This window comes from Pedobacter sp. UC225_65 (assembly GCF_042698365.1).
GTDB lineage: Bacteria > Bacteroidota > Bacteroidia > Sphingobacteriales > Sphingobacteriaceae > Pedobacter.
Genome location: NZ_CP170550.1, coordinates 1,474,759 through 1,498,934, shown reverse-complemented (window position 1 = coordinate 1,498,934; position 24,176 = coordinate 1,474,759). Strand labels below are relative to the sequence as shown.

At 38.8% G+C, this 24,176-nt stretch carries 24 protein-coding genes; 4 read left to right on the top strand and 20 right to left on the bottom strand.

Annotated elements, in window-relative coordinates:
* Positions 1–53: 53 nt before the first annotated feature.
* Complete coding sequence (locus ACFJIZ_RS07895) at positions 54–2,426, bottom strand: outer membrane beta-barrel protein (protein ID WP_379091954.1); 2,373 nt, start codon at positions 2,424–2,426, stop codon at positions 54–56.
* A 508-nt stretch (positions 2,427–2,934) separates the two neighbouring features.
* On the opposite strand from ACFJIZ_RS07895, the gene ACFJIZ_RS07890 reads away from it, so the two are divergent.
* The gene (locus ACFJIZ_RS07890) at positions 2,935–3,405 is read left to right on the top strand and encodes a hypothetical protein (protein ID WP_379091951.1); all 471 of its coding nucleotides are present in this window, start codon (positions 2,935–2,937) and stop codon (positions 3,403–3,405) included.
* A 111-nt stretch (positions 3,406–3,516) separates the two neighbouring features.
* Here ACFJIZ_RS07890 and ACFJIZ_RS07885 read toward each other — a convergent pair whose 3' ends face one another.
* From ACFJIZ_RS07885 to ACFJIZ_RS07875, 3 genes are all read right to left on the bottom strand, one after another.
* Positions 3,517–3,996, bottom strand: a complete 480-nt coding sequence (locus tag ACFJIZ_RS07885; protein ID WP_379091948.1) for a hypothetical protein — start codon at positions 3,994–3,996, stop codon at positions 3,517–3,519.
* On the bottom strand, positions 3,993–4,364 hold the full coding sequence (locus ACFJIZ_RS07880) for a hypothetical protein (protein ID WP_379091945.1): 372 nt from the start codon (positions 4,362–4,364) through the stop codon (positions 3,993–3,995). The genes ACFJIZ_RS07885 and ACFJIZ_RS07880 overlap by 4 nt, the downstream gene beginning before the upstream one ends.
* A 67-nt stretch (positions 4,365–4,431) precedes the next feature.
* Complete coding sequence (locus tag ACFJIZ_RS07875; protein ID WP_379091942.1) at positions 4,432–5,025, bottom strand: Crp/Fnr family transcriptional regulator; 594 nt, start codon at positions 5,023–5,025, stop codon at positions 4,432–4,434.
* A gap of 320 nt (positions 5,026–5,345) precedes the next feature.
* Between ACFJIZ_RS07875 and ACFJIZ_RS07870 the strand changes: the two genes are divergently transcribed.
* Positions 5,346–6,065 (top strand): LytR/AlgR family response regulator transcription factor, encoded by a 720-nt coding sequence (locus tag ACFJIZ_RS07870; protein WP_379093954.1) that lies wholly within the window; start codon positions 5,346–5,348, stop codon positions 6,063–6,065.
* Positions 6,066–6,271: 206 nt separating this feature from the next.
* Here the strand turns inward: ACFJIZ_RS07870 and ACFJIZ_RS07865 are convergent, their stop codons facing one another.
* The 4 genes from ACFJIZ_RS07865 to ACFJIZ_RS07850 form a co-directional block, all read right to left on the bottom strand.
* The gene (locus ACFJIZ_RS07865; protein WP_379091939.1) at positions 6,272–6,916 is read right to left on the bottom strand and encodes a hypothetical protein; all 645 of its coding nucleotides are present in this window, start codon (positions 6,914–6,916) and stop codon (positions 6,272–6,274) included.
* A 134-nt stretch (positions 6,917–7,050) separates the two neighbouring features.
* On the bottom strand, positions 7,051–8,277 hold the full coding sequence (locus ACFJIZ_RS07860; RefSeq protein WP_379091936.1) for a hypothetical protein: 1,227 nt from the start codon (positions 8,275–8,277) through the stop codon (positions 7,051–7,053).
* A gap of 443 nt (positions 8,278–8,720) precedes the next feature.
* Positions 8,721–9,110, bottom strand: a complete 390-nt coding sequence (locus ACFJIZ_RS07855) for a VOC family protein (protein ID WP_379091933.1) — start codon at positions 9,108–9,110, stop codon at positions 8,721–8,723.
* A gap of 18 nt (positions 9,111–9,128) precedes the next feature.
* Positions 9,129–9,689, bottom strand: coding sequence for a dihydrofolate reductase family protein (locus ACFJIZ_RS07850; RefSeq protein ID WP_379091930.1), 561 nt, complete (start codon positions 9,687–9,689; stop codon positions 9,129–9,131).
* A 642-nt stretch (positions 9,690–10,331) separates the two neighbouring features.
* Between ACFJIZ_RS07850 and ACFJIZ_RS07845 the strand changes: the two genes are divergently transcribed.
* Positions 10,332–11,561 (top strand): exo-beta-N-acetylmuramidase NamZ domain-containing protein, encoded by a 1,230-nt coding sequence (locus ACFJIZ_RS07845; protein WP_379091928.1) that lies wholly within the window; start codon positions 10,332–10,334, stop codon positions 11,559–11,561.
* A 15-nt stretch (positions 11,562–11,576) separates the two neighbouring features.
* Positions 11,577–11,756 carry a hypothetical protein gene (locus ACFJIZ_RS07840; protein WP_379091926.1) on the top strand — a complete coding sequence of 60 codons (180 nt, stop codon included), beginning with the start codon at positions 11,577–11,579 and terminating at the stop codon, positions 11,754–11,756.
* A gap of 132 nt (positions 11,757–11,888) precedes the next feature.
* On the opposite strand, the gene ACFJIZ_RS07835 is transcribed toward ACFJIZ_RS07840, so the two are convergent.
* The 12 genes from ACFJIZ_RS07835 to ACFJIZ_RS07780 all read right to left on the bottom strand — a co-directional run bounded on the left by ACFJIZ_RS07835 (position 11,889) and on the right by ACFJIZ_RS07780 (position 24,156).
* Complete coding sequence (locus tag ACFJIZ_RS07835; RefSeq protein WP_379091924.1) at positions 11,889–12,389, bottom strand: hypothetical protein; 501 nt, start codon at positions 12,387–12,389, stop codon at positions 11,889–11,891.
* Positions 12,390–12,392: 3 nt separating this feature from the next.
* Positions 12,393–14,033, bottom strand: coding sequence for a hypothetical protein (locus ACFJIZ_RS07830; protein WP_379091922.1), 1,641 nt, complete (start codon positions 14,031–14,033; stop codon positions 12,393–12,395).
* Positions 14,034–14,763: 730 nt separating this feature from the next.
* Positions 14,764–15,168, bottom strand: a complete 405-nt coding sequence (locus ACFJIZ_RS07825) for a DUF1573 domain-containing protein (RefSeq protein ID WP_379091920.1) — start codon at positions 15,166–15,168, stop codon at positions 14,764–14,766.
* Between the two features lies 1 nt (position 15,169).
* Entirely contained in the window at positions 15,170–15,847 is a 678-nt protein-coding gene (locus ACFJIZ_RS07820; RefSeq protein WP_379091918.1) for a bacteriocin fulvocin C-related protein, read from the bottom strand.
* Between the two features lie 139 nt (positions 15,848–15,986).
* Positions 15,987–16,580 (bottom strand): YIP1 family protein, encoded by a 594-nt coding sequence (locus ACFJIZ_RS07815; RefSeq protein WP_379091916.1) that lies wholly within the window; start codon positions 16,578–16,580, stop codon positions 15,987–15,989.
* 29 nt (positions 16,581–16,609) lie between these two features.
* On the bottom strand, positions 16,610–17,317 hold the full coding sequence (locus ACFJIZ_RS07810; protein ID WP_379091914.1) for a bacteriocin fulvocin C-related protein: 708 nt from the start codon (positions 17,315–17,317) through the stop codon (positions 16,610–16,612).
* Positions 17,318–17,682: 365 nt separating this feature from the next.
* The gene (locus tag ACFJIZ_RS07805; RefSeq protein ID WP_379093951.1) at positions 17,683–17,943 is read right to left on the bottom strand and encodes a glycosyl hydrolase; all 261 of its coding nucleotides are present in this window, start codon (positions 17,941–17,943) and stop codon (positions 17,683–17,685) included.
* Complete coding sequence (locus ACFJIZ_RS07800; RefSeq protein ID WP_379091912.1) at positions 17,904–18,560, bottom strand: glycosyl hydrolase; 657 nt, start codon at positions 18,558–18,560, stop codon at positions 17,904–17,906. The genes ACFJIZ_RS07805 and ACFJIZ_RS07800 overlap by 40 nt, the downstream gene beginning before the upstream one ends.
* A gap of 21 nt (positions 18,561–18,581) precedes the next feature.
* Positions 18,582–19,493 (bottom strand): PKD domain-containing protein, encoded by a 912-nt coding sequence (locus ACFJIZ_RS07795; RefSeq protein ID WP_379091910.1) that lies wholly within the window; start codon positions 19,491–19,493, stop codon positions 18,582–18,584.
* 63 nt (positions 19,494–19,556) lie between these two features.
* A complete protein-coding gene (locus tag ACFJIZ_RS07790; protein WP_379091908.1) occupies positions 19,557–20,201 on the bottom strand; it encodes a RagB/SusD family nutrient uptake outer membrane protein in 645 nt (214 codons plus the stop codon).
* Positions 20,191–21,081, bottom strand: coding sequence for a RagB/SusD family nutrient uptake outer membrane protein (locus tag ACFJIZ_RS07785; RefSeq protein WP_379091906.1), 891 nt, complete (start codon positions 21,079–21,081; stop codon positions 20,191–20,193). Before ACFJIZ_RS07785 ends, ACFJIZ_RS07790 begins: the two co-directional genes overlap by 11 nt.
* Positions 21,082–21,171: 90 nt before the next feature.
* On the bottom strand, positions 21,172–24,156 hold the full coding sequence (locus ACFJIZ_RS07780) for a SusC/RagA family TonB-linked outer membrane protein (protein ID WP_379091904.1): 2,985 nt from the start codon (positions 24,154–24,156) through the stop codon (positions 21,172–21,174).
* Positions 24,157–24,176: the final 20 nt, after the last annotated feature.

Here is a 24,176-nt window from a genome sequence, read left to right as displayed (position 1 = left end):
TCTGGTTGTTATTGACCACTACATGTTGTTCATTGCACTTGATCTGGTGGCCTTTAATTATTGATCAAGTCGTCGTTTTTCACTCCTTTTTTCTTCGATTGTTGCTCCTTCAACTGACCAAAATTATAGGTAAGGCCCACATAAATGGCACGGAATGGGGTTAAGGAAATAGTATTGGTAGTGAAGTTGACATCGTTGGTAAACGACTTGTTTGTACGCCATTTGTTAAAGAAATTGTTCACGTTCATGGTAGCGCTCAATTTCTGGTTAAAGAGTTTATACCCAAAATTGACCTGGTAATAATGGATGGCCCTTAAACTGTTTACTAGGGTAAGGCTAGGTCTGTTGATGCCGCCACTGCCACTGATGGAGAATGTTCTGTATATCGGAACGTTAAAATAAATACCCACTGTGCCACTAAATCCTTCCTCGTGCTGACTGGTTACCAAAGTGTTTTCTACCTTGTTGTAGCGTACAGTAGCATTAACGCCGCCATTGAACTTTTTGCGATTGGTAGAAAAGCTCAGCAAGGCGGCCACCTCACGGTTGCGACCCACATTACCATATTGTGTAGTGCTGATTCCTGTAGCCTGGTCAAATGTAGCGTACTGCGCAATCATATCGCCTGAATAGGAAGCATTGAAGGTCAGCGAGAAAAAATTAGGCCCTTGCAGCAAGCGGTTTTGAAAGGAGAGGGTATGTATGGTTTGTGGACCAAGCTCGGGATTACCGAAAGAAATATTTAAGGAATCGTTATTATTGATGAAAGGATTAAGCGTATTGATGTAAGGCCTTTGCAGGCGCTTGGTATAACCCAAGGTTATCGTATAGTTTTTGCCCAGTTGTGTGTTTACCAAAAAATCGGGAACCAAAGAGGTGTAGTTTTGGTTTACCTGCGTGGCCGAACTATAAAAATCGCCTTTTATTACAGTATGTTCTGCACGTAAGCCTGTTCTGAAATTGATTTTTTGAATGCTGAAGGTCAATGAACCATAACCACCATATACCTGCTGTTGGTAGGCAAAATTATCCGAATTGGAATAGTCGGGTAGGTAAGGTTGTTCTTCTGCATTTTTGCTCAGGCTCAAATAATCAGAATTGGCATGCCTTAAGATTACTTTGGCACCAGTTTCTAATTTTAGGTTCGAACCAAAGGGCTGTGCAAAATCGGTCTGTAAGGTATATTCCTTATTGTTCGAATAACTTTCATTTTGCCTAAACAGGTCGCTGGTGCTCATGGCCATTAAACTGTTGTTCAGTCCATCGTTTTTACTGAACTGTGCATTGAAACGAAAACTCAGTTCTTTTTCTCTGCTGCTCCTAAATTTTTTGATGAAATCGCTTCCAATTCCATAATTAGGGAAACTGTTGCGGATGTTTTGGCTAAAGAGACCATATTGCGATGGCGAGGAAGCAAAATCGGTACGGATCTGTTGTTCCAGTTTACTTTTGTTGTTGCCGCCGCCTACGTTACCATAAACGATCAGGGCTTGCAGGCTATCGATCTCATAACTCATCTCAAAGTTGCCACTGTTAGAGAAACGGTCGACGTTTTGTTGGCCGATCAGGTTGCGTTGTTGAAAAAGCGCAGCCTGTAAGGGTTGTGTTGTGGTATGGATATTGGCTTTGTTGTTATAGATACCGCTTAACGAATACAGGCCTGTAAGGGTAAATTTGCCAGCCCGTAGGTTAAGGTTTGTACCAGCCTGGTAATTGAGGTTCGAATAATAAGCATACACAAAGCCATTGTAACCTACTACTGCTTTTTTGGTAATGATATTGATCAGTCCGCCGATTCCTTCTGCATCGTATTTGGCAGGGGGTAGGGTAATCACCTCGATCTTGGCCACTGCAGCACCCGGAAAGCCACGAAGAGCCTCGGTGGTATTCTGTGCCAGCATGGCTGTTTCGCGCCCATTCAATAATACTTTGTAATTGCGCTGGCCATTCAGTTGTATATTTCCTTCACCATCCATACTTAACATGGGCACCCGTTTCATCACCTCGCTCAAGGCTTCGCTTTGGGCCATTGGATCCTGTTCTACATCATAAACCAATCTGTCCCGCTGTTGCGATATCAGTGATTTTTTGCCCACAATGTTCAATTGCTGCAAGAGGTGTACCTGTGCTTGCAGCAAAAATGTTTTAACCTGTGCAGGCTGTTGGTCTATCCTGATCTTTTGCATCAGTTTGTGGTAACCAATCAGCTGGATGCTTATGTCGTACATTCCGGTATCCAGATCAAGGGCAAACAGACCAGTGGTATCTGCTAAAGTTTGGGTAATTGCCTTTTTTGAGGGATACACTTTTGTAAAGGCTATGGCTGCATAGGCAAGCTTTTGCTGATTGGTACTGTCTTTAACCAATCCCTTAAATTTGATTTTTTCTTGTGCATTAGCAGAGGATGCAAGGAGTAGAACAGTCATTAGACATACGAATAGTTTCGTAGATTTATTCGTGTAAAATTCATGGAGTTTGAGTAGAAATCTAGTTTTCATGATAGTTTTTTAGGTTGCTTTTTTAAGAGACAAGCTGAGTTTGCTTAATGTTGCATCTAAAGATTCTTTTTTTTAAAAAGGAAAGCTGTAGCGATCAGCTCCTGTTGCTTGATCAGGGTTATTGCGTCAAAGCAGTAGCACAACAAGCTATTAATGATTGAGAAACGGACATCATGATAAAGGAATTGATCCTATCCAACAATTTTAGCTACATCTTTAGATAAGAAGAACCAAGTGCCAGCATAGTTCTGTAATAAAATATTTGTTGACGCGATACATAATAAATACATTGTGGAAATTTATCTTTTTTATCATCAGTTTTATACTAAACCTAAAACTAACTTATGCAAAATCCAAGTATCGTCGATGCATTGCAAAAAAGTCAAGTAAGAAATGTACCTGCAAACAAAAAATTACCTACTACAGGATGTTAATTATGAATAATCTAATCAAAATGATGTTGTTTATTGTTCTAACGGTGATATTTAGTGCCAAATCCTCATCAGCACAGTCTGGAGGTGTAAAAACCCTATATTTCTTGGCAGATACCATAAACGTAGCAAAGGAAAACAGAATATTGAGGATTGTGCCTGAAGGCCAGAAATTTGCTTCCTATGAGTTTTTCTGCAAGTGCATGCCCTCGTACAAAGAATATGTAAACTTCTATTATAAAAAGGAACCAGAAAAGAAAGATTTTTTTGATAAAAAACCAGCGCTAAAATATATTTCGTGGCAGGAGTTATCTGATCTGTTTGCCAAGCATGCAAATCATTTTGACGGTCTTTATGAACTGCATATTGTAGAAGTGCTTCCAAATGGTAAGTTTATGAAGAACAAGGTCACACTTGGTTTACAACACATTAAGAATATCATTATAGATGAACGTGTAATTAAAGATAAAAACTAAAGTAGACTCATTTATAGGAAGGCTAACAAGAAACAAATCAAAAAAATGGCCTGCAAGTAGTTACAGGCCGTTTGTATGGAGCATCAATTAAGATTCTTTTAAAGTCTTCAACTAAGAATTAACCAGTATATTAGCAATAAGAGTAATTATAAACATCACAAAAGCATAAGCAGGAAGTGCTGAAGGTATAAATCCAAAAATAAATGCACCTTTCACAGAATTGAATATTTGTGTAGGGCTCTTTAAAAACATAGGAATCAAATAAAAAACAAATGGAATAACTGCAACAAAATAAATGCTCTTGAAAAGTTCTATCTCCACAAACACAGCTGCTAAAACAATATAAACTATCCCTATCAACAACCATTTCTTGCAGGCTTGTATATTATCTATTTTGGTTAGTGCAACTAATCCAAAAAAGCTTTGTAACGTAAAAAGTGAGAAAGCATAAAAGATTTCATCTATTCCTTTTCCATCATTGCTAAAATAATATTTATAGGTGAACCAAACACTCATTATAAACGATATGCCATTAAGAATAAGCAAAGGTTTTTTAAATTGTTCTAGACCTAAGGTAATATCTGATTTCATGTTAATGAATTATTTCTATTGACCAATAACGCAATTAGCCAAAAGAAAATAAAAGGAATCAACAATAAAAAAATAAGGCCCGAAACAATTGAAAAACTACCTACAAAAACCATAGGTGCTATGATCAGTAGTCTTTTGAAATTACGGTTGTTGGTTAAGAATGGCAATAAGCATACAACTAAGTGCGAGGTGATAATAAAAATGGCAAGCAATGCAATTACAAATTTACTTTTAGGCATAAATAAGGATTTGAACAGGTCCAATTCAAATTCATACAGGAAAATCCAACCTTTAATTGATGCTTCTGTAAATAGACTGCTCAAAATCATTAATAACAGTACAAAAATCAATGTGGCGTTTATTTTCATGGTGTTTCTATATCGCACCAAGATAGAAACTTCAAACCCACAGAATTTTTGACATTTGTCAAAAAGATCAAACCTGTTTGCGAATTCTGCTCAATGTTTCTTGTGATATGCCCAAATAAGATGCAATATGGCCTAAGGATACCCTATTGATCAGCTGAGGACTTTGTGCCATCAACTTTAAGTAACGTTGTTTAGCCGTTAGCATCCTAAGCTCATTGGCTTGTATTTCATTGCGGATATAATAATACTCCGTAAGTTTTCGGCCAATAAAGTTCAGCTCCATGTATTTTTCGTATAACATGTTTAACTTTTCTCTATTAAGTGCAACGAATGTACAGTCTTCTAATGTTTCCAAATATTCAAATCCTGGCTGTCCTGTAAAAAAGCTAAACACAGAAATGAGCAGTTCATTTTCGAATATAAACCAAGAAGTAGTTTCTACACCTTCTTTATTCAGATAATATACTCTGGCTGCACCAGAATTGATAAAATAAATAGTGTTATTTGTTTCTTCTGCTCTCAGGAGAAGAGTCTTTTTCTTTACATGAATAATTTCGCTTTGCTGGATGATCGCTTTTTCTAATTCTTCACTAAGCGGAAAAATTGCATTAAAAACACGCAATAGTGGTTGATAATCAGATGGTAGGTTTTCATTAGGCATATCCAAATATGCTTAAATAACTTTAAAAATTAAAGATTTTAAATATCGACTTAAGTTGGGCAATACCACAAATGATCATTTTAACTAAAATGAGATGACTACTTTTCGCATACTCTGATGGTAAGTGCAGAATCGATAAAATTTTTAAAGTTTGGTAAAATCGTTAGAATCAGGTATAGAAAAATTACTATCCTCTTTAAGGATAAGCTTCAATAGTAGATTGAAGAATCTTGTTTATTACTTCTTTAAACTCTCTTTGTTTTTTTGAAACCTATAAATTAATTCGTTAATTTACCTAATACGCCTTTGAATAACCATTGATGACCCTAACCTGCTATGTAATAGATGACGATGGACATGCTGTAGATGCAACAGTTAAGAATATCGAAAAAACTCCTGGGCTTAGGTGTATAGGGTACAATACTGATCCAATAATAGCACTTGAGGAGATAAAGGCCCAAAAACCTCAAATTGTATTCCTTGATATCGAGATGCCAGAGCTTTCGGGCCTGGAAGTGGCTGGCCTGCTTCCAGAGGACGCCTATATCGTCTTTATCACCTCACATTCAAAATATGCGATTGAAGCTATCGAAAAAGATGCTGTTGGTTACCTGTTGAAGCCTTTCTCGTATCATATGTTCATTATGTGTATAGAGAAGGTCAAGGCTAGGGTCCAGAAAGCCGATAAGCATAACGACAATAAAGGGCAGGACACGATATTTATAAATTCGGGAACAAAAGGTAAAATCACCCAGGTTGTCATCACTGAAATACTCTATTTAGGGGCATTAAAGAATGTCATTTGCATATATACAAACCAAGAAAATTACACATCAAGGATTAGCATCAAAAATATATGTTCAAAGTTGCCCGCTTCAATATTTGTCCGTATCCATCGAAGCTATGTGGTAAACATTGAACACATAAGGTCGGTAGAGGGCAATACGATTACGATGCTGAATGGAGTTGCGCTTCCTTTTGGGGAACTTTATAAAAACGACTTTATGGATAAGATCCAATCTCGTTTAATCAAGGGCTAATTGCTACCAGGTCAGGTTATATGTACGATAGTAATTATGGAATGTAATATTTATAATTGGTAAGTTTCTTGAAATTATATCAAATTATAATAAAGTAAATGGAGGGTTGCTCCATTTACTTTATTGCCCCATAAAACATGTTGAGATACATGCTAAAAGCTAGGGTAATAACGTTCTTTTGTGCCCAATAAAATCAAAAAGCCAATTTATTGAAAGCCTAATTTTAGGGCCCTATCACTTTTAGCCTTTTTGAAGAGTTTCTCTAGTCTGTCCATGTCTTTGTCTGATCCAATAACCATTTCATAAAAACTTTCTCTTCTGGGCACCTCCATATCAGGTAGAAAAACACCTTTCGGAATCTTATTAAATATAAATGCGATTTTATACAGCTTACTATTGTTCTGCTCATCATTTTTTTTTGAAAAGCTGAAATCAACATGTTTCAAATCAGTATCATAATATCTATAGATACTATCCACCCCAGAAAAATGTTTTTTTTGGAGCGGATATTTTTCAATCTTTTTTGTGCCATTTTTAATTACACTTTCTGGCGGAGGCAGGTCTATATCGAAAGATGCAAAATCCTTATCAGTAAACCCGAAATCCTGAAGTATACTATCTGTGGGTACGATAATGGCGCTATCGGTCTGAAATTTCTCCAGTTTGTATTGTAGTCCTTTTTTATCCCCTATGTTCCAAGCATATGCAATATAGCTGGTGTCAGTGTAAACACCCTTCTCTCCAATTTTCTTGCCATTTTCATCAAGGACATCCTGCACATCTACCTTTATCCTAGGTATTATATACAATCTTTGATTATCCTTAAATACAATTCGTATCGTATTTTCCATGAGTTCAAGCCTTTTTTCAGGAGAAAAAAATTGATTGCTGGTATTAATATCAATAATTTTAATTTTGGGTGTATGGTCAATCCCGACCATACACCCAATAGAGAAAAACAAATATATTACAATACTTAGTCGCATTATTGGCCGATGAAATATTTGTCCCATGTTTTTGCACTCCATAATTTTTTTGTTTTCCAAGGTGGAAGGCCTACTGTCCATTGCCCAACACTTATTCCTACTTGCCATTTTATCTGATAATCAACTTCCATATATGCTGTATTTCCCCCCATTGAAGACGATCTAAATTTTGGAACACCATCTATCGCCATAGTGCCAAGAACCCATCCACCATCTTCATCATTCGATACATGTGCTAAACTATACCAAGTACGTTCGCCATTTTTAATTTTTACCACACCGTGTTCTTTACTATTTGCGCTCCATGTAATTGCATCGTGATATTTCCAACTTACATCTTTAACTTTAAACGAGTCAATCCCATTGAAATAATCTGATTCTGGAGCGGATGGCAAATCACTACTTGAAGGACTGCCAATATTAATGGCTGTTTCTCCTGACTCTCCATTAGGAGGTGTATTAGGGTTTAGATACAAATTGTCATAACATATCTCAAATCCCATATACTCCTGATAGATATCTATTAAATTCCCATAATAGTCATAGACCCTGGTAACCATATATGCATCATAACATTGCTGTCCCGTCTCCTGCATAATTTGCTTATCTTTTGCAATTACTTTGTTTAACAAAGGCAAGGTGCTTTTGCCACTTTCCGAATATACGATATTGGACTGGTTTTTAAAATGAGAATTGAAAACCTTTATTTGCACTTCTAATTTTCCACCACTAGAAAGATCTTCGGAGGTAAATGCACTTTGATACATTTGTAACGCACTGAGCACTTCGTTTTTGCTTTTGTCATGGTTAGAGCTTATATCCAATATTTTTGAATCAAACTTAGTGCCGTCCATTTTAATTGCTAGGACGTAAAATTTATCAACACCATAATTAATTAAATTTGTATGGATAGGCGCTGCAATTGAAATAATCTCATCGACCTCTATAACCTTAGCGTTTTCCCAATCAGGCTTAAGAATTAGGGTGGCTTCATGCTCTTGTTTGATTCCAATCGTAATCTTCCTATTATTTTCCTGTGCTTCGTACCACTTTCTTGCTTGAGCAATTACTTCAGCTCTTTTAGCAGTACTAACTGTGACCTCTTTTCTAAATTCATTATTGTCTTTTTTGCATCCAGTAAGAATGCTGGTTGAAATTGATAAGGCAAGAACAAAAAAAAGAAACTTTTTTGCGTCCCACCAAAATTTTGTTTGTGGTTTTTTCATAATTGTTTTTTAAGTTTTCAGCGTGGAAATTATATTAAACAAGTACAAAAAGAAAATTTTGGGACAGAGAGTGATATGCCTAATGCGAACAGGCATTTCCCTTTGCCAAATTAAGTGGATGTTATTAAAAAGTGGCCAAATCTTTTTTTTTGCACAGTAACCACCTGTTATGATAAAGAATCTAAGAGCTTTAAATCTATTAAAAAAACATGATTTAGATTTTTGAGATGAGCTGACTGTTGCGGTCGATATTTTGTGATTTAAAAATGTCTTTCATTACCTTTTTCGAAGTAAAATGAAATTGACGAGGGTATTTCTTCTAGAACTAAGGAAGTATAGTGAGTGGATGTGGCTCTAAAAATGATATTCTCTATTTGAGTGTATGGTTTGGGACAAAAAGTAGATATTTTTACTGAAATGCTTGGTGGTTATTAACGATCTCCTCACTTCCACTTCAAAATATTAAACTTATGCCCATCAGGGTCGCTAAAGGCACAGCCATACATGCCCTGAAAAGCTTCAGGTGGGCTAAACACCTTACCACCCGCATCCTTTACCTTAGCTGCCCATTCGTTAACCTCTGCCTCGGTTTCGGCCGAGATAGAGAAAATCACTTCATTGCCTTGGCTCAGGTCTGATAATTCACCCTTCATGCCTTGTTTTAAACGCGCTTCCTCAAAAAAGTGGATTACAAAACCATCGTCGCCAAATAAAAAGCTGGCCAACTCGGTACTTTCTTTTCCCGCATTTTTTTTAAAACCCAGTTGGGTATAAAACGCCCTGGTTCTTTCTACATCTTTAACGCCTAAATTGGCCCATATCTGTATTTTCATGATCAATAGATTTAAATATTAATTGGAAATGGCATCATAACTTAACAATACCGTACCACTTTTAAATGATTGCATATTGGTTAGTTTGAGCTTTAATTGTTGCTGTATATCTTTAAAAATAGCCGTACCCTTACCAATCGCCACAGGATCGATCATGATCTGGTAGTGGTCGATCAAGCCAGCCTCGGCCAGTTGTTTGGTCAGGTTGCCACTGCCCAAAATGGTTATGTTTTTGGTCGCTGTTTGTTTCAGCGCGGCCAATTGTGTCCATACATCACCACTCATGATGCGGGTATTTTGCCAGTCGGCCGTTTGCAGCGTGTTAGAGCACACGATCTTTTCGGCGGTATTCATACCCTTGGCTACCTCGGGCATGGTATCGATAGCTAGTTGCGTTGGCCACCACGAGGCCATCATTTGGTAGGTGATCCGACCAAAGAGCAAAATGTTGTCCTGTCCTAAGCTTTTGGCGCTGAAATCGCCTTCTTCCTGCCCATGCTGGTGCCAGTCTATGCCATTGTTGAGGTCTTTGTAATACCCATCTAGGCTAATAAAATTGAATACACTTAATTTGCTCATTGTGTTTGCTATTTGTTCATTACAAATCTCTAAAGATTAGCTATAGGTTGTAGGTTACATATACGACAATTTGTAGGGGCAAAGGTGACAAATGGAACAGCCATTTGATACACATAAAACCAATAGCCTATGGCAAATGTTTGGGTGTTGAGGGTTGATTTTGAGATAAGAAGGTATTTTTGCTTAATAGCTAATGTTTTGCTTTGATCAATGGTTCTGTCGCTTCGCGGACAAACTTTTATTCAGGGAGATGTATGTTGTTTTCATTGGTCTTCATGCTTTCGCAAGCTCAGGTTTCCTTCAGCTGAAAAAAATATGCAAAACCGTAGCGATAGCGAAGCTCATTTATACCTTTAAAATTATAAGAACTTATAAATAAAAATTCACTTGAAAAATTAAATTTAACAAATTGATTTTTAGTTAATTGGGTGTGCTTATAGCAAGTTGTAATTTAACTATAAGCTAATGATTTGGTGCTTATTCTTACTATAAAGCAAATGTTTTGTTTGCCATGCTGGCAAGTCTGAGCGGGGCATATCAAGTTTGGTACGCAATACTTTAACCAAATTTATTAATTTAGCCTTGTGGCTTGGAGATATCCTGTAGAGCACTGTTGATAAAGAAACGATAAACCTTATAAAAATGACGAGACTTACTGCCATGTGTTGTTTACTGCTGTTGGCGATCAGCAACATTAAATGTACCACTCAAACCGCATCGGCCAACCCAGTTGTAGCCCATAAATCGGGTATTGTTACCGGTGCCGACCAAACTGAAAAATATTTACCTTACCTCAAAGGCAAAAGGATTGGTTTAGTGGCCAACCAGAGTTCGATCATCGGCAAAAAAAGCAGTGTAGACAGTTTGGTAAGCCTTGGGGTTAAAATTGTAAAAGTATTTGGACCTGAGCATGGTTTTAGAGGCAATGCCAGTAATGGTGCTGTGGTGGGCAACGAGATAGATGCCAAAACTGGTATTCCGATCATCTCGCTATACGGTAAAAACGAAAAACCGACCAAAGAACAATTGGCGGATGTAGATCTTGTGGTATTTGATATACAAGATGTAGGCTGTCGCTATTATACCAATATCAATACGCTGCAATATGTAATGGAAGCTTGTGCAGAAAACAACAAAGAGCTGCTTATTCTCGACAGACCTAACCCTAACGGTTATGTAGTGGATGGACCGGTAATGACCGATGATCGATTTAAATCGGGCATTGGGATCCATTATACACCCATGACCCATGGCATGACCATTGGCGAATTTGCACAGTACCTTAATGGCGAAGGTTATCTTAAAAAACAATGCAAAATAAAAATCATCAAAGTGGCCAACTACGACCACGACATGTCTTATGTATTGCCAATTAATCCATCGCCTAATTTGAATACCCAACAGGCTGTATTGCTTTTCCCGAGCTTATGTATGTTTGAAGGTACAGAGATCAACGAGGGCCGAGGAACCTATATGCCATTTACTATATTGGGTGCCCCTGCATTGAAAGGTAAATATGCATTTTCGTACAAACCAGTAGGTATTCCGGGCATGAGCGAGAAACCAAAACACAAAGACTCGGTTTGTTATGGGTTGGATCTTCGCAATTATGATGTGGCCAAGTTGCGTAAAAGTCGCCAGCTTGACCTCAAATTGGTGATTGAATTGTACAAAGCTTATCCGGACAAAGCTCGTTTCTTTACGCCTGGTAGAGCGAACCAAGATATATCGGCCTTTGACCTGCGCATTGGTACGGATCAATTGAGAAAACAGATTATCGCCGGCGTATCGGAAGCAGACATCAGAAAAAGTTGGGAACCTGGCTTGCAGAAGTTTAAGGCCATACGGGCAAAGTATCTGCTCTATCCATAACTGATAAAAAAAGCGATGACAATTGTTTATATCATCTTACTGCTATTGGCACCCAGACCACTCTATCTATATGGGAGAGGGGCTTACTTGGCACTGCAAGCGAATCATCATTCAAGATTAAAGGCCAATCTGCTTTTTTTAGGAATCACTGTAGCTGTTATTGTTGGGATGATTGTGGTGATGGAAACGATGTGAAAATCTTCAATTGAATAACACCAAAAGCCTAGGTTTACCTTGTTTAGTATAGAGGCTATGTCCAGGGCATGACTTTTGAGCATGCTATTCCGCTCATAAAGGTTGCTTTTCGTTATTTTATATCAATTTACCTTAATCTAAAAATTGCCATTCTTTTAAGCCGCTCGACCACATCGTATATGGTTTGTTACCAGTCTGTATAGTTAAGATATAACTATTATCATCCTTTATCAATAGGTAATTATAATCATGCGAAAACAAACCAAACCAAGCTTTTGGCATCGTTGGTATATAATCTGGTTTTAACTCAACTAACGAATCAGGGTATCTGCCCGTTTTTACTTTGTATTTCTCCAATGACTTGATCAATACTTCTGCCTTGCGTTCATTTCTATCTGTTTGAAAATTAATAAGTTGAAATAACAAGATAAAACTTAAAATATAAACAGGAAATGAGATGATAAGATATTTTTTCTTTTTGAAAATGCCTATCAAGAAACAAATCAAATAGATTAAAGCAAATATGATGGCCAAATTCAAGGCTGTCGGAAATCTATCTTCATTGTTATGCCAAATATGGATTGACACAATTGGTATTATAAACCCGAGAATACAAATAACTTTAGATTTCATGATTTAATGGGATGAATGTTTAAATTTAGTGTGTGCCTCTTTTATAGCATTTTGACGTGCCACCGATTTTTTACAAAAACTCTCTTTAGCAGCATTTCGCAATGTATCCCCAACCAAGCCTTTTGAAGTTGTATTCTTTGGAGCTAGATTATCAATAACATGTGGAATATAATCATAGTTTGGTGCTTCAGATGGTTCTCTTGCATTAAGTTGATTAAAGTAGCCTGTTAGTGCCGAATTAAAATCATTTGTACCATTAGCAATACTTGCTCCATATTGTTTCCAAAAGTTAATTCCTGCATAGTTAGATGGTAAATCTTCATAAGAGAATGCGGAAGCCTGTTGTTCATTCAATTTTGCTTGGATATACTCAGCCCCGGTTGTATAGCTAAATGCATAAGCTATAGAATGGGCCTCGGTTAAAAAAGCAGCATAGAAAAAATGATGCATATCTATCCAACCACTATTCTCTGTATAGATATACCTGTCTATTAATTTTGAGCCTGGCGCTTCTATAAGTTCTCCATTTGCTGTTCTCACAAAGTTTCTATTCGCATCAAAATAGTTTCTTAAATTTTGTAGTCTATTTTGCAGTGATAACGAATTAAAATTTTGGGTTTGGCTAATTAATTTATTTACTTCATCCTTTATGCTTTTTGCATTTCCTAGTTGGCCCCATTTAGGCTCGTAAGATAAAGAAGCATCGATTGTTTCATTATCTTCAGGACATGCGCAATTACAAATATATTGCGGCTCTGTCCCTCCTCCTGCACCCGGTGTTGTAGGATTTGGCGGGTTGTATTCTCCATTTCCAGACCCTCCTGATGGAATTGGACAATAGATGCGCTCGGAAACAAAATACATCTCCTCCCTACATATCTTACCACTGCCTTCGCCACCATCATAGCCACCACCTTCAAGACCACCAACCTCGCCACATACCTCGCGCGTATGTGCAACCAACCTGTTTCCGCAGTCTATATAACCCTCTGGTGGGCCATCCTCAAACATGATACGGCCATTGGCTCCACTTTTGGATCTGGCACTACTTCCAACCTTTAGCGAATTATTTGAGGATGTTGACATCACTGCCTTTCCATTGCTGTACACCCAGCTGTTGGCCAACCTGCCATCAAGCTCATAAAAGCTAACCAAACCGATAAGGTTGCCATAGTTCTTATAGCTCAGCTGCTGTGGCAACTCGCTTTCGCCTGTCGCGATGATTTCCATAAAACAAGATCTATAGCTTTGCCCAAGTTCGTCCCTAAAGATCAGGAGCCTTATACTGCTTTTCGGTGCATACTTCTTCCTGGAATCTTTTAGGTTGACCTTGCCGTCTGTTGCAAATATCTTATCGGGATTGTGGAGCACTGCCTCATAGACGCTTCCCTTTTCGTTGTTTTGGACGCGTACGCTATCCCATTTTGGAGAAAGGCTATTCAGCCAGTTAAATTCGCTTGTAATCAGGCCTTCATTTCGAGAGTACCATTGTTTTACCGCGGTAAGTTTTGTGCTTGGAATGGGCTCGAAACTATTGGGGCTATTGCCTGTTAGGAGTTCCTTTTTGCATGAGCCAATAAAAAGCAATGCAAAGCCTAAAGCTGCTATTAAAAGCAGATGTTTGAGCGTAATCTGTTTTTTCATGTTTTGGTTAACTTTAAATATTAAATAATTGCTGGTGTACATTTAATAATTAAAGGGATGATAACTATTATTTAGATGTGTTCCGAACTTATTTATGTAAAGGTAGCAGCTCCTGAGTTTTGTACAAGTATTTTATACAGAATTGTTCTGGGCCGGGACGAAGACCATTATTTTCAGGACAAAAAAATAATTTAAGTTGCTGTATCCAAGTTAGTGCCGTGATCTTATATTTCCAAATAAAGGTTTATCCAACTATTCATCGATATTACCAGATATGCCAAAATATCGACTTGTTGTTACCTTTTTATTGATCCATAACTAATAAGCTATCATTTTCTGGCCCAATAAAATGCATAGATTAAATAAATGTTACTGATGAACATTCAGGAGTAAACAAAAAAGTCTGACCCTTACATCAAGGTCATAGAAGAGGCCAATTGGCAGAAAACTAAAAACAAGCGGATGTCAATAAAGCCCTATGCCTGCTAGGCATTACAGCATATGGTAGTATAGCCATTGGTGCTTCTTAAAACGATATAAGGAAGCAATAGCATTGATCATAGCAATAGTGATTAGAGTTGACTATTCAATTATCAGGTCAAGGAAAAGCGGGGGTACACCCGTAAAGAAAAAGCTAAAGACGCTGGAAATGCTATTGACGACAAAGCCCCTCATTAGAGGGGCTTTCTTTATACAATTAATTTAAAAATATTATTTGTCTAAAAAACATCTATTTTACAACTTCACCTTTCATGTATAAAACATGAAAAGTACTATCAGTATTTGCTTGTATTACAACAGATTTACTAATAATGCCCTCGAAGCCCGGATTTGGCTTGAATTTAACACGTATCATTGCATTTTTATTAGGAAGTACCGGTTCAGTCGACCATTTAGGAACAGTACATCCACAGGCTGCTTTTGCAGATTTTATTATTAATGGAATATCGCCTGTATTTTTAATGGTAAATACATGTTCAGTAGAGTCTGATTGTTTTAGTTTTCCAAATGAATAGCTTCTTTCATTGATTTGAATAGTTGTAGTATTATCAGCGACAGCATTGCTTTCTTTTTGATTACTTTTACATGCAGTAAGAAGAACTACAAGTCCAAATAGTAATTTATACCTGTTCATACTAATCTACAGTTACTGTTTTATCACATTTATCCCCATCACACTCATTATCATAAAGTGCACCACAACCAGTTTCTGGATTTGTTAAGCAACCCTGAGCAGACTTTTTACATGTTCCAAATATATAACCCGGAGGCCATGATATGCTCCAATACCCACAGGTGTAATTAGAATTTAACGCACATATACAAGCATGAGGAGGAAGTGCTAAAACTTTTACATCCTTATTGTTATTGGTCTGAGCAAAAGTTATGTCATCTGAATTTATCGAAAGGACTAAATTGTAAATGTCCTCGGGATTGAAAATATTTTCAGCATTTTTTGCCCAATTTGGAAACCACACCGCGTGAAAAATTTCACGGGCATCACCTTTTTGAAAAATCTCTGGTTTAAGGTAGTTTTTTAATTCTGATAGTTTTTCTTTTTGAATCGAAGATAAATCATTTGATAGTAGTTTTATAGCAAGTTTAGCCGCCCATAAATTGTATCTCTCATTATTAGATAAAGCTGAATAGGCCAATTTTTTAGCTTCTTCATCATTTATTGAAGTTATTTTTTTTAAAAGCTGCTTTCCATAGCTCATAATAACATCATTATGGGTAGCTTGTTTATCTTTAGAACAGGACATAATTAAAAGCCCCAATGCTAATAAACATACGGTTTTGATATTTTTTTTCATATTTAGATTGATTTATTGGTTTCAATGATAATTAACAAAGAATATCCATACTCCATTATTTTATGGTATATGAGAATAAACTTATTATATCAACAAGGTGGTTGTTGATATTGGTTTTCTTTTTAAAAAGAAACAAATGTTAAATCAGTGTCAGTAAGGAAAATATTAATAGCATAGCTACAAAGGGAATTGCGATTACTAATATTGCCCTCCAAACCGAGATTTGATGGACATAAATTATGCCTGTGACCAATATGAATAATGACCAAATATTAAGTAGTCCATTGATAATCAATAATATGGATCTAATTACATCAAGGTAGCCGATTGCTGTACTGTTTTTTATCACATCGCTGCCAAAGATTGAAATAACAAGTAAATACAATAAGATGCCTATAAACCCAGGGAAAAAGGACCATGCCATAACCGTGAAAGTAGACCTTACACTTCCACTTCCCCCGTTTAGTTTAGCTAACCAAGAGATTACAGCAGAATAGGCTAATAAAAAGACCCAACCAATTAGGCAAGAAATAAGTATTGAAACTATTAACGAGGTCCAAAGACGGGCATTTGAATTATAGTTAGTCGCATTATTAAAGGTATGCCAAATACACCCTACAATGATTAAGATAAATAGGTGTTTATCTTTCCTATCAAAGATGTCTTTGAATGCAACTTTAGGCGCAAATAGGATATTATAGATAGGATTTAAATTGATGTTTAGGTGATTCATATGGATTAATTTTTGGAATATTAATTATACTATACTGGCCCGCTATCTCTAAAGGAACATTTTGCACCATCACACTCGTCATCATTAAAGGCACCACATCCAGATGAAGCTTGGACACACTCTACAGGTGCTGTACATGAACCAAAAGTTCCGGGATATCCAGGATATGTTGATGGTATCCACATCCAGCAAGTGAAATTAGATCCAACAGCGCAATTACAAAACAGCGGTGGTCTAAGTAGTACTTTTTGATTGCCTTTAGAACCATACGTTTCTTCAGTTTTGCTCGAAGAAACTGGAGTTTCAAAATTTATATTTAAAAAGATATCGTAAAGCTTGTCATTAGGGATAATGTTTTTACAGGAGGTCACCCAGTTAGGTAGAAACATTGCCTTAAAAATTGCCTTCTTGTCTGAATTAGTAAAGTACTCCAATGTAAGCGCAGCTGCCAACTCTTTTATTTTTTCTATTTGTGCATTATTGTACCACCCACTTTCGATGCTTTTAGAAAATCTTGTCTGCCAGAACAAAAATCGTTCTTGTCCTGTTAAACTACTATATGCAACCTTTCTTGCTTCTGTATCTTTGATGTTGGAAAGTGATGTGTAAACCTTTAATCCTTGATCCTGTTTAGGTTTTTCATTGAGTTTTTCCTTAGAACAAGAAATCATGGTTACTATAAAGGTGGCAGTGAAATAAATTTTAATTTGTTTCAAGTAATTGGTAATGTTTTTCATAATAGATGATCAAAATATTTAGCTTATTTGATAATTGTTTTCTTATTGTATAAAGTTGCTTTCTATTAAATATCTTAGGTTTAGGTAGTTGTATCCAAGTTAATTCCCTGATTCCTTATTTCCAAATAAAGGCCTATCCAACTATTCGTCCATTACCAGATATACCAAAATATCGACCTTCTATTACTTTCTCGTTGAGCCATAGCTAATAGGCTATCATTTTTTGGCCCAATCGTCTATACAGATCAAGCAAACGTTACCAATAAACAATTAGGCATAAACCAAAAAGAAACGTATTTCTCTAATGCACCAAGCCGATTGTAAATGATACAATCGGCTTGGTGAGGAGTAAAATGAAATGGGTATTAGCGTTTAACCGAGGCATTAGGTTTGTAGGCACTATACCATTTGCCTAGCGTAGTGAGGTTGCCAAATTGATCTACCAAGGCCGATGGCCATAACCTGGCACTGGTAGGCGAGCCAGAGAACCAAGAGTAACGTTCTACAAAGGGTAGGGCCTCTAGCTTAGGCAGTAAGCGCTGCATAAAGGCTAGTACCATTTCTGGGGTATAAGGATTGTCTGTCATTACCTTGGCCCCATCAGAAACCGTAGCAAACTCTGTGATCCAGATCGGTTTATGGTACTTGTCGTATAGTAATCCTGTAATACTTTAACAAAGGCCACATCATCCGTGCCTACGTACATGTGTACCGGAATAAAATCAACACGTTTACCTTGGGCAATGGCCTGATCCAGAAAGTCGTAGCTCCATTGTCTGGTAGGCCAAGAGGTTACGGGGCTGCCCAAAGGTAGGCCAACGGTTTCCAATTGTGGCCAAAGTGCCAATGCTTCGGCAACAGTCATATTGGCCTGATCGGCAAGGTCTGGCTCGTTAAAAGTTAATATGTATTTGGCTTTTCCCTGTTCCTTTAGCTGTTTGGCCTGAAGTAGGTTAGGGTCTGTTACCGTGGTCTTGCCCCAAAACATGGGGGCAAATTCACAGTTTTGAGGTGCCAGTTCTACCGGAACGTTTAAGCCCCAGGTATAGAACCAATGGCTCTGCAGGTTAATGGTATTGCCCCACCAAGTACCGTTGGTGGTATTGGTGCTAAAAGCTGCGCCTTTTTTACCTGTGGCCACAAAAGTGCTTATCTTGGCTTTTGTAGGTACATATTCATTGCTTTTGGCACAGCTTAAGGTCAGCATGATACCACTTAAAAATAATAATTTCGAAAATTTCATATCTATGGAATATAGCTTGGTTTAACGTTTGTATCCTTTAACAATCAGCGAATACACATCCCGCCAGTTGGCAGAGGCTCTCGAAGCAGGGATGGTTTCGTAATGGGTAACCGTCATTTCGTTTTCATTGATGGCAGTGATCTCGTATTCGATCACGTTGCTACAACCTCTGTAGAAGAAAAAGAAGGCCCCATCATTCAACTTCAGGTAATGTTTGCCATTTCTGATCTCCATTGACCAACTCTGTACCGGACTTTTAGGCGTATAGTTGATCGTAAGATCGCCACCATCGGCTTTTGCGTTGGTAGCTACACCCCATACGGCATTCAGCTCTTTTAATCGGAATTGCGTAACCCCATCAATGGTGCCTCCATGTACATAAGAAGTGTTGTTGTTGATGTAGGTACATTCTCTTCCATTCAGTTTAAAGTTCAGCTCATCGTCATACACACCTTTGTTGGTTCTGGCCAACTTGTTCCATGGTGTATTGGAGCTGCTGTTGATCAACCTCACATGGCCATCAACCAACGAATCCAATACCCAGGTTTTTCCATTGGCGGCGGCAGCACCACCCGTTAACAGGTTGTATACAGGATCTAGACTTACATTGTCTTGGTCTAAAGAGAGTTTGGTGGTCTTTTGAACAGCCGTAACCCCATTAAATACGGTCAATGCAATGGTATAATCTCCTTTAAAGGGATATTTGGCAATGACCGTGTCGCCAACGGCTTTTTCACTGTTGCCTAAGTCCCATTTGGCGGTGGCGGTCTGTCCTTTTTTGCCATTGATGAAACGATACACGTTCTGTACGTCTGTTTTCTGTACAATGATTTGTACATCGTCTACTGCAAATGGTTCAGTTAACGATGGCGTGTCTTTGCTGCAAGAACCTAGCAATACGGCCATCAGCGCGAAATATAATGTATTTTTCATTTTCTTTGATTTAATTGAAAGCTTAATAACCTTTGTTTTGTACCAATGTACGGTTAGACACGATCATCTTTGGTCTGGTATAGGCAATAGTCCATTGGCGCCTACATTAAACTTACTGATGAAGGGTTCGCCACGGTTAATGTCTATTTTAGATTGTGCATAGGCATTGCCACGGCGCATCAAGTCCCAGTAACGTACGCCTTCTAAGGCCAATTCCAAGTCGCGTTCTTCGTAAATAACATCTAAGCTTACCACTGGCGGAACATAATCTGATGGTCTTGGTCTTTTGGCCACCTTTTCAAAATACTGCTGTGCCTTGCCCGCACTCCCACCATGCAACAATTGCAGTTCGGCAGCCATCAATAAGATGTCTGAAAAGCGGATGGCAATAAAGTGGTTAGGGTAGTTCAGTGCGACATTTCCTTTAGCAGAGTTATTTACCTTTAAAGCTGCCCATTTGTTAGGGAAGATCTTCGAGTCTTGATAACCTGGGGTATAAGAAACTGATTGCGACTGCGGTAGGATAAAGGTGGTGGCCCTACGGGCATCATTGGCCTGAAATTGATTGTAAAACTCCACATCAACAGGGGCAAATGACCAACCCGCCGCATAGATAGAGGCCGCAGAAGGGTCCCTCATCGACCATAACATGGTAGACAGGTTGCCATTGGCTTCTTCTCTGTAGCTAAAGTTACCACTATAGGCCAAGCTTGAATATTGGATTCTCGAATACAGATTCCTTATTGTTGAAATTGTAGGGTGGCGTATTCACAAAAGCATCGGCAAAGTTAGGCAACAAGTCATGTCCGCTGCTGTTGATTAAAGTCTCGGAGATCTTGAATATTTTAGTGGCAGATACCCCAGGTAGCTCAGGTTTGTTGTAATAACCGGTGTAGTATAACCAAGCACGCATCATCAGGCCTCTTGCGGCATCGGCAGTTGCTCTTCCCAGCTCGGTTGCAGGCATGTTTTTGTACGATGGCAATACCGCAATGGCATCGTTAAGATCTTGTGCGATTTGTTTGTACACCTCTTCTGGGCTGCTCTGTTTCTGGTTGTACTCTGATGAGGATATGGTCTTGGTCAATAAAGGCACATTACCGAAAAGTCTTACCAGATCAAAGTAATAGTAGGCCCTTAAAAACTTGGTTTCGGCAATATACCTTGTTCTCAACTCTGGCGAATCGAAGGTTGCGGCAGGAATCTTTTCCAACAAGAGGTTACAGCGGTAAATTCCGGTGTAGTACTTGTACCAAAATGCCTTTGGTGCAAGGTCGTCTACGCGGATCTGTCCTCTGTCTATGCGCAAGGTTCCTGGGATGTCGGTGGCATTGGCCCCTCCGGTAAAACAGTTGTCGCCCAGTACTTCACTGATCAGCTGAAAGGGGATGTTCTGGTTTTGAGGTGCATCCCAGAGCAGTACGTTATACGCAGCGGTTAAGCCTTGGAAACAATCCTTTTGGTCTTTGTAAAAATTGGTCTCCACATCGCTAGTAATTGGATACAGGTCAATTTTTTTGGTGCAGGATACCGACATCAAGATCAGTACGCCTGCAATTAAACTCATTTTAGTATATATCGTTTTCATGTGTTCTTAAATTAAAATCCAACAGTTGCACCAAAAATGAATGTTCTTGGTTGTGGGTAGTTGCCACGGTCTATGCCTAAGCCCAAGGCACTACCAGAAACTTCGGGGTCGAAAACCAGTATACTTGGTCAATACAAACAGGTTGGTACCTGTAGCGTATAGCCTTAGTGTTTTGACTTTGATCTTTTCTAGGTTTCTGAGTGTATAACCCAAAGAAATGTTTTTCAAACGCAGGTAACTGCCATCTTCCAAGAAGAAGTCTGATGGTTTAGAGAAGTTGCCATTCAGATCGCCTGTAGAAACCCTTGGGAAAGTATTGGAAGTACCCTCGCCATGCCACCTGTTCATTACCGAAGTAGGGTAGTTGGCTGTTGGTAGGTCCCATCGGTGTAGGCTGTTGAATATCTTGTTGCCTGCCAATCCACTGAAAAAGATGTTGAAATCGAAGCTTTTCCAGTTCATGCTCAGGTTAAAGCCATAATTGTATTTAGGGTGTGGACTACCCACGTTAGAACGGTCTAAGTTGTCGATCTTGCCATCGCCGTTCAAGTCTTCGTACCTGAAATCGCCTGGTACGGCATTCGGTTGGATCAGCGTTCCGTCTTTGCCTTTGTAATTGTTTACCTCGCTTTGGGTCTGGAAAATGCCTGCTGTTTTGTACAACCAAAAGTAGCCGATAGGTTGGCCTGCTTCCATGCGGGTTACATCTGTCATCTGGTTGCTGGCCGAGCTTCCGGTAATAAAGCCATTGGCATTACCCACATAGGTTACCTCGTTTTTGTTGTAGGCACCGTTAACGTTCAGGTTCACATCCAATTCGCCAAACTTTTTATGGTAACCCAACGAGAGTTCTATACCCTTATTGGTTACATTGCCTGCGTTGCCCACTGGTGCGCCATTACCTACGTATAGTGGGATCGGGATGGTTACCAATAGGTCTTTTGTTTTTTTGTTATAGAGTTCTAAGGTAGCACTGAAATTGTTCAGAAACTCCATATCTATACCAATATTAGATTGCTCTGAGGTTTCCCATTTCAGGTCTGGATTGGCCACGGCATTAGGCGATGCGCCCACATATTGGGTGTTTGGACCAAAATAGTAGTTTCTGGCGTAGGTATTGATGGTCGATACAAAGCGGTAATCGCCAATGTTATCGTTACCTGTTCTACCCCAACTGGCTCTTAGTTTTAAGAAATTGATCCAGTTTACATTTTGTAAGAAATCTTCTTTTTTAGCATTCCATCCGGCAGAAAATGAAGGGAAGTAGCCAAACTTGTTTTTAGGACCAAAGCGGAACGAACCATCGGCCCTGAAAATGGCACTGGCCATGTATTTGCCATCGTAATCGTAATTGGCTCTGGCAAAGTAAGAAAGAAAAGCACTGTGGAAAGCTCCACCAGAAGCTGCTGCACTCAAATTGTCTTTGGCCAGGTCGAGGTAGGCAAAATCAGGATTATCGTACAACAATCCATTTTTTGAACCGAATAGGTTAGTGCCTTTACCTGTATTGAGGGTATTACCAATCAATGCAGAGAAAGTGTGCTTTTGCAGGGTTTTGGTATAGGTTAACGTATTCTCGAAGTTGAGGTACTTGCTCTCTGCCGATGATTTACTTGCACCAGAGGCCAAGGTAAAATTGGTGGCATTGAGGTAATAGATTGGGGTATATCCATCGCCCACATCATACTGTAGCGTATAACCCAATGTACTGCGTAGTTTTAGGCCTTTGATGATGTTAAGTTCGCCAAAGGCGTTTACGTTAAAGCGCGAATAACCCGAACTGCCATTACTATAATAGGTACGTGCAACTGGGTTAACCACCTCTTGTGATACATACCTAGAGATGGCAAAGGTACCATCATCATTCATTACCCTAGTAACTGGATCCATGTTGATCGCACTTAATATAGGGCCAGCATTACCACTATTGGTCGTGATCGAGGCTCTTTTTACATTGGTAAAGTTGAGGTTAACACCAGTGGTTAAAAGACCATCCAAGTGTTTTTGTTCGGTATTTACACGGCCAGTATATCTTTCGAAGTTCGATTTGCCTTTGGCCAATGTACCATCTTGGGTAAAGTAAGAGAAAGAGGTATTGTAGGTAGATTTATCTAATCCGCCCGAAAAGGAAACCTGATGGCTCTGTACAGGTGCATTTTGATAAGAAACTTCTCGCTGCCAATCGGTTCCTTTGCCCATTTTAAGGATTTCGTCCTCAGAAAAGGGCAAGGGTAGGTTAGAGTTGAAATAAGCTTCGTTCTGGATCCTTGCATATTGGGTAGCATCTAATACATCGATGTATTTGCGTACATTCTGCATCCCGTAATAATATTCGTAGTCTATTCTTGGTTTGCCCGCCACGCCTTTTTTGGTGGTGATGATGATGACACCATTGGCTCCACGTGCACCATAGATCGCTGCCGATGCGGCATCTTTAAGCACGTCCATGGTTTCTACATCTCTAGGGTTGAGCGATTCGATGTCACCTACGGGATAACCATCTACAATAAAAAGTGGGTCATTAGAACCATTGGTGCCTACGCCCCTGATCCTGATGCTTACCCCAGAACCTGGTTGCCCACTGTTCATCATTACGGTAACACCAGCTACCTTGCCTTGTAAGGCTTGGTCGGCCCTCATCAGTCCAGGAACTTCGAGGTCTTTTTTGTTCAGTGATGAAATGGCTCCTGTAACCAGGCTTTTCTTTTGTGTACCATAACCTACTACTACCACACTGTTCAATATGGATACAGTAGGGCTAAGCAGTACTTCCATGTCGCCACTTTTAGGGATTGCCACTTCTAGTTCAGTAAAACCTATGCTTTTGAACAAGAGGGTGGTGGCATTGTTACCCACAGCCAGCTGAAATTTGCCATCCTTATCGGTTGATACGGCAACAGTGGGGCTTCCTTTTACCTGAACGGTTACACCAGGAATAGGAAGGTTGTCTTCCATGCCCTTTACCAGCCCTTTTATGGTTTGGTTTTGCTGCGCAGCAAGCTGTTCAGAAAAGCAACACAAACACAGGGCCACCAAAAGTAGGGCACTTAAGTTTTTAAGTTTTTTCTTCATCATACGGTTTATATAATTGGTTA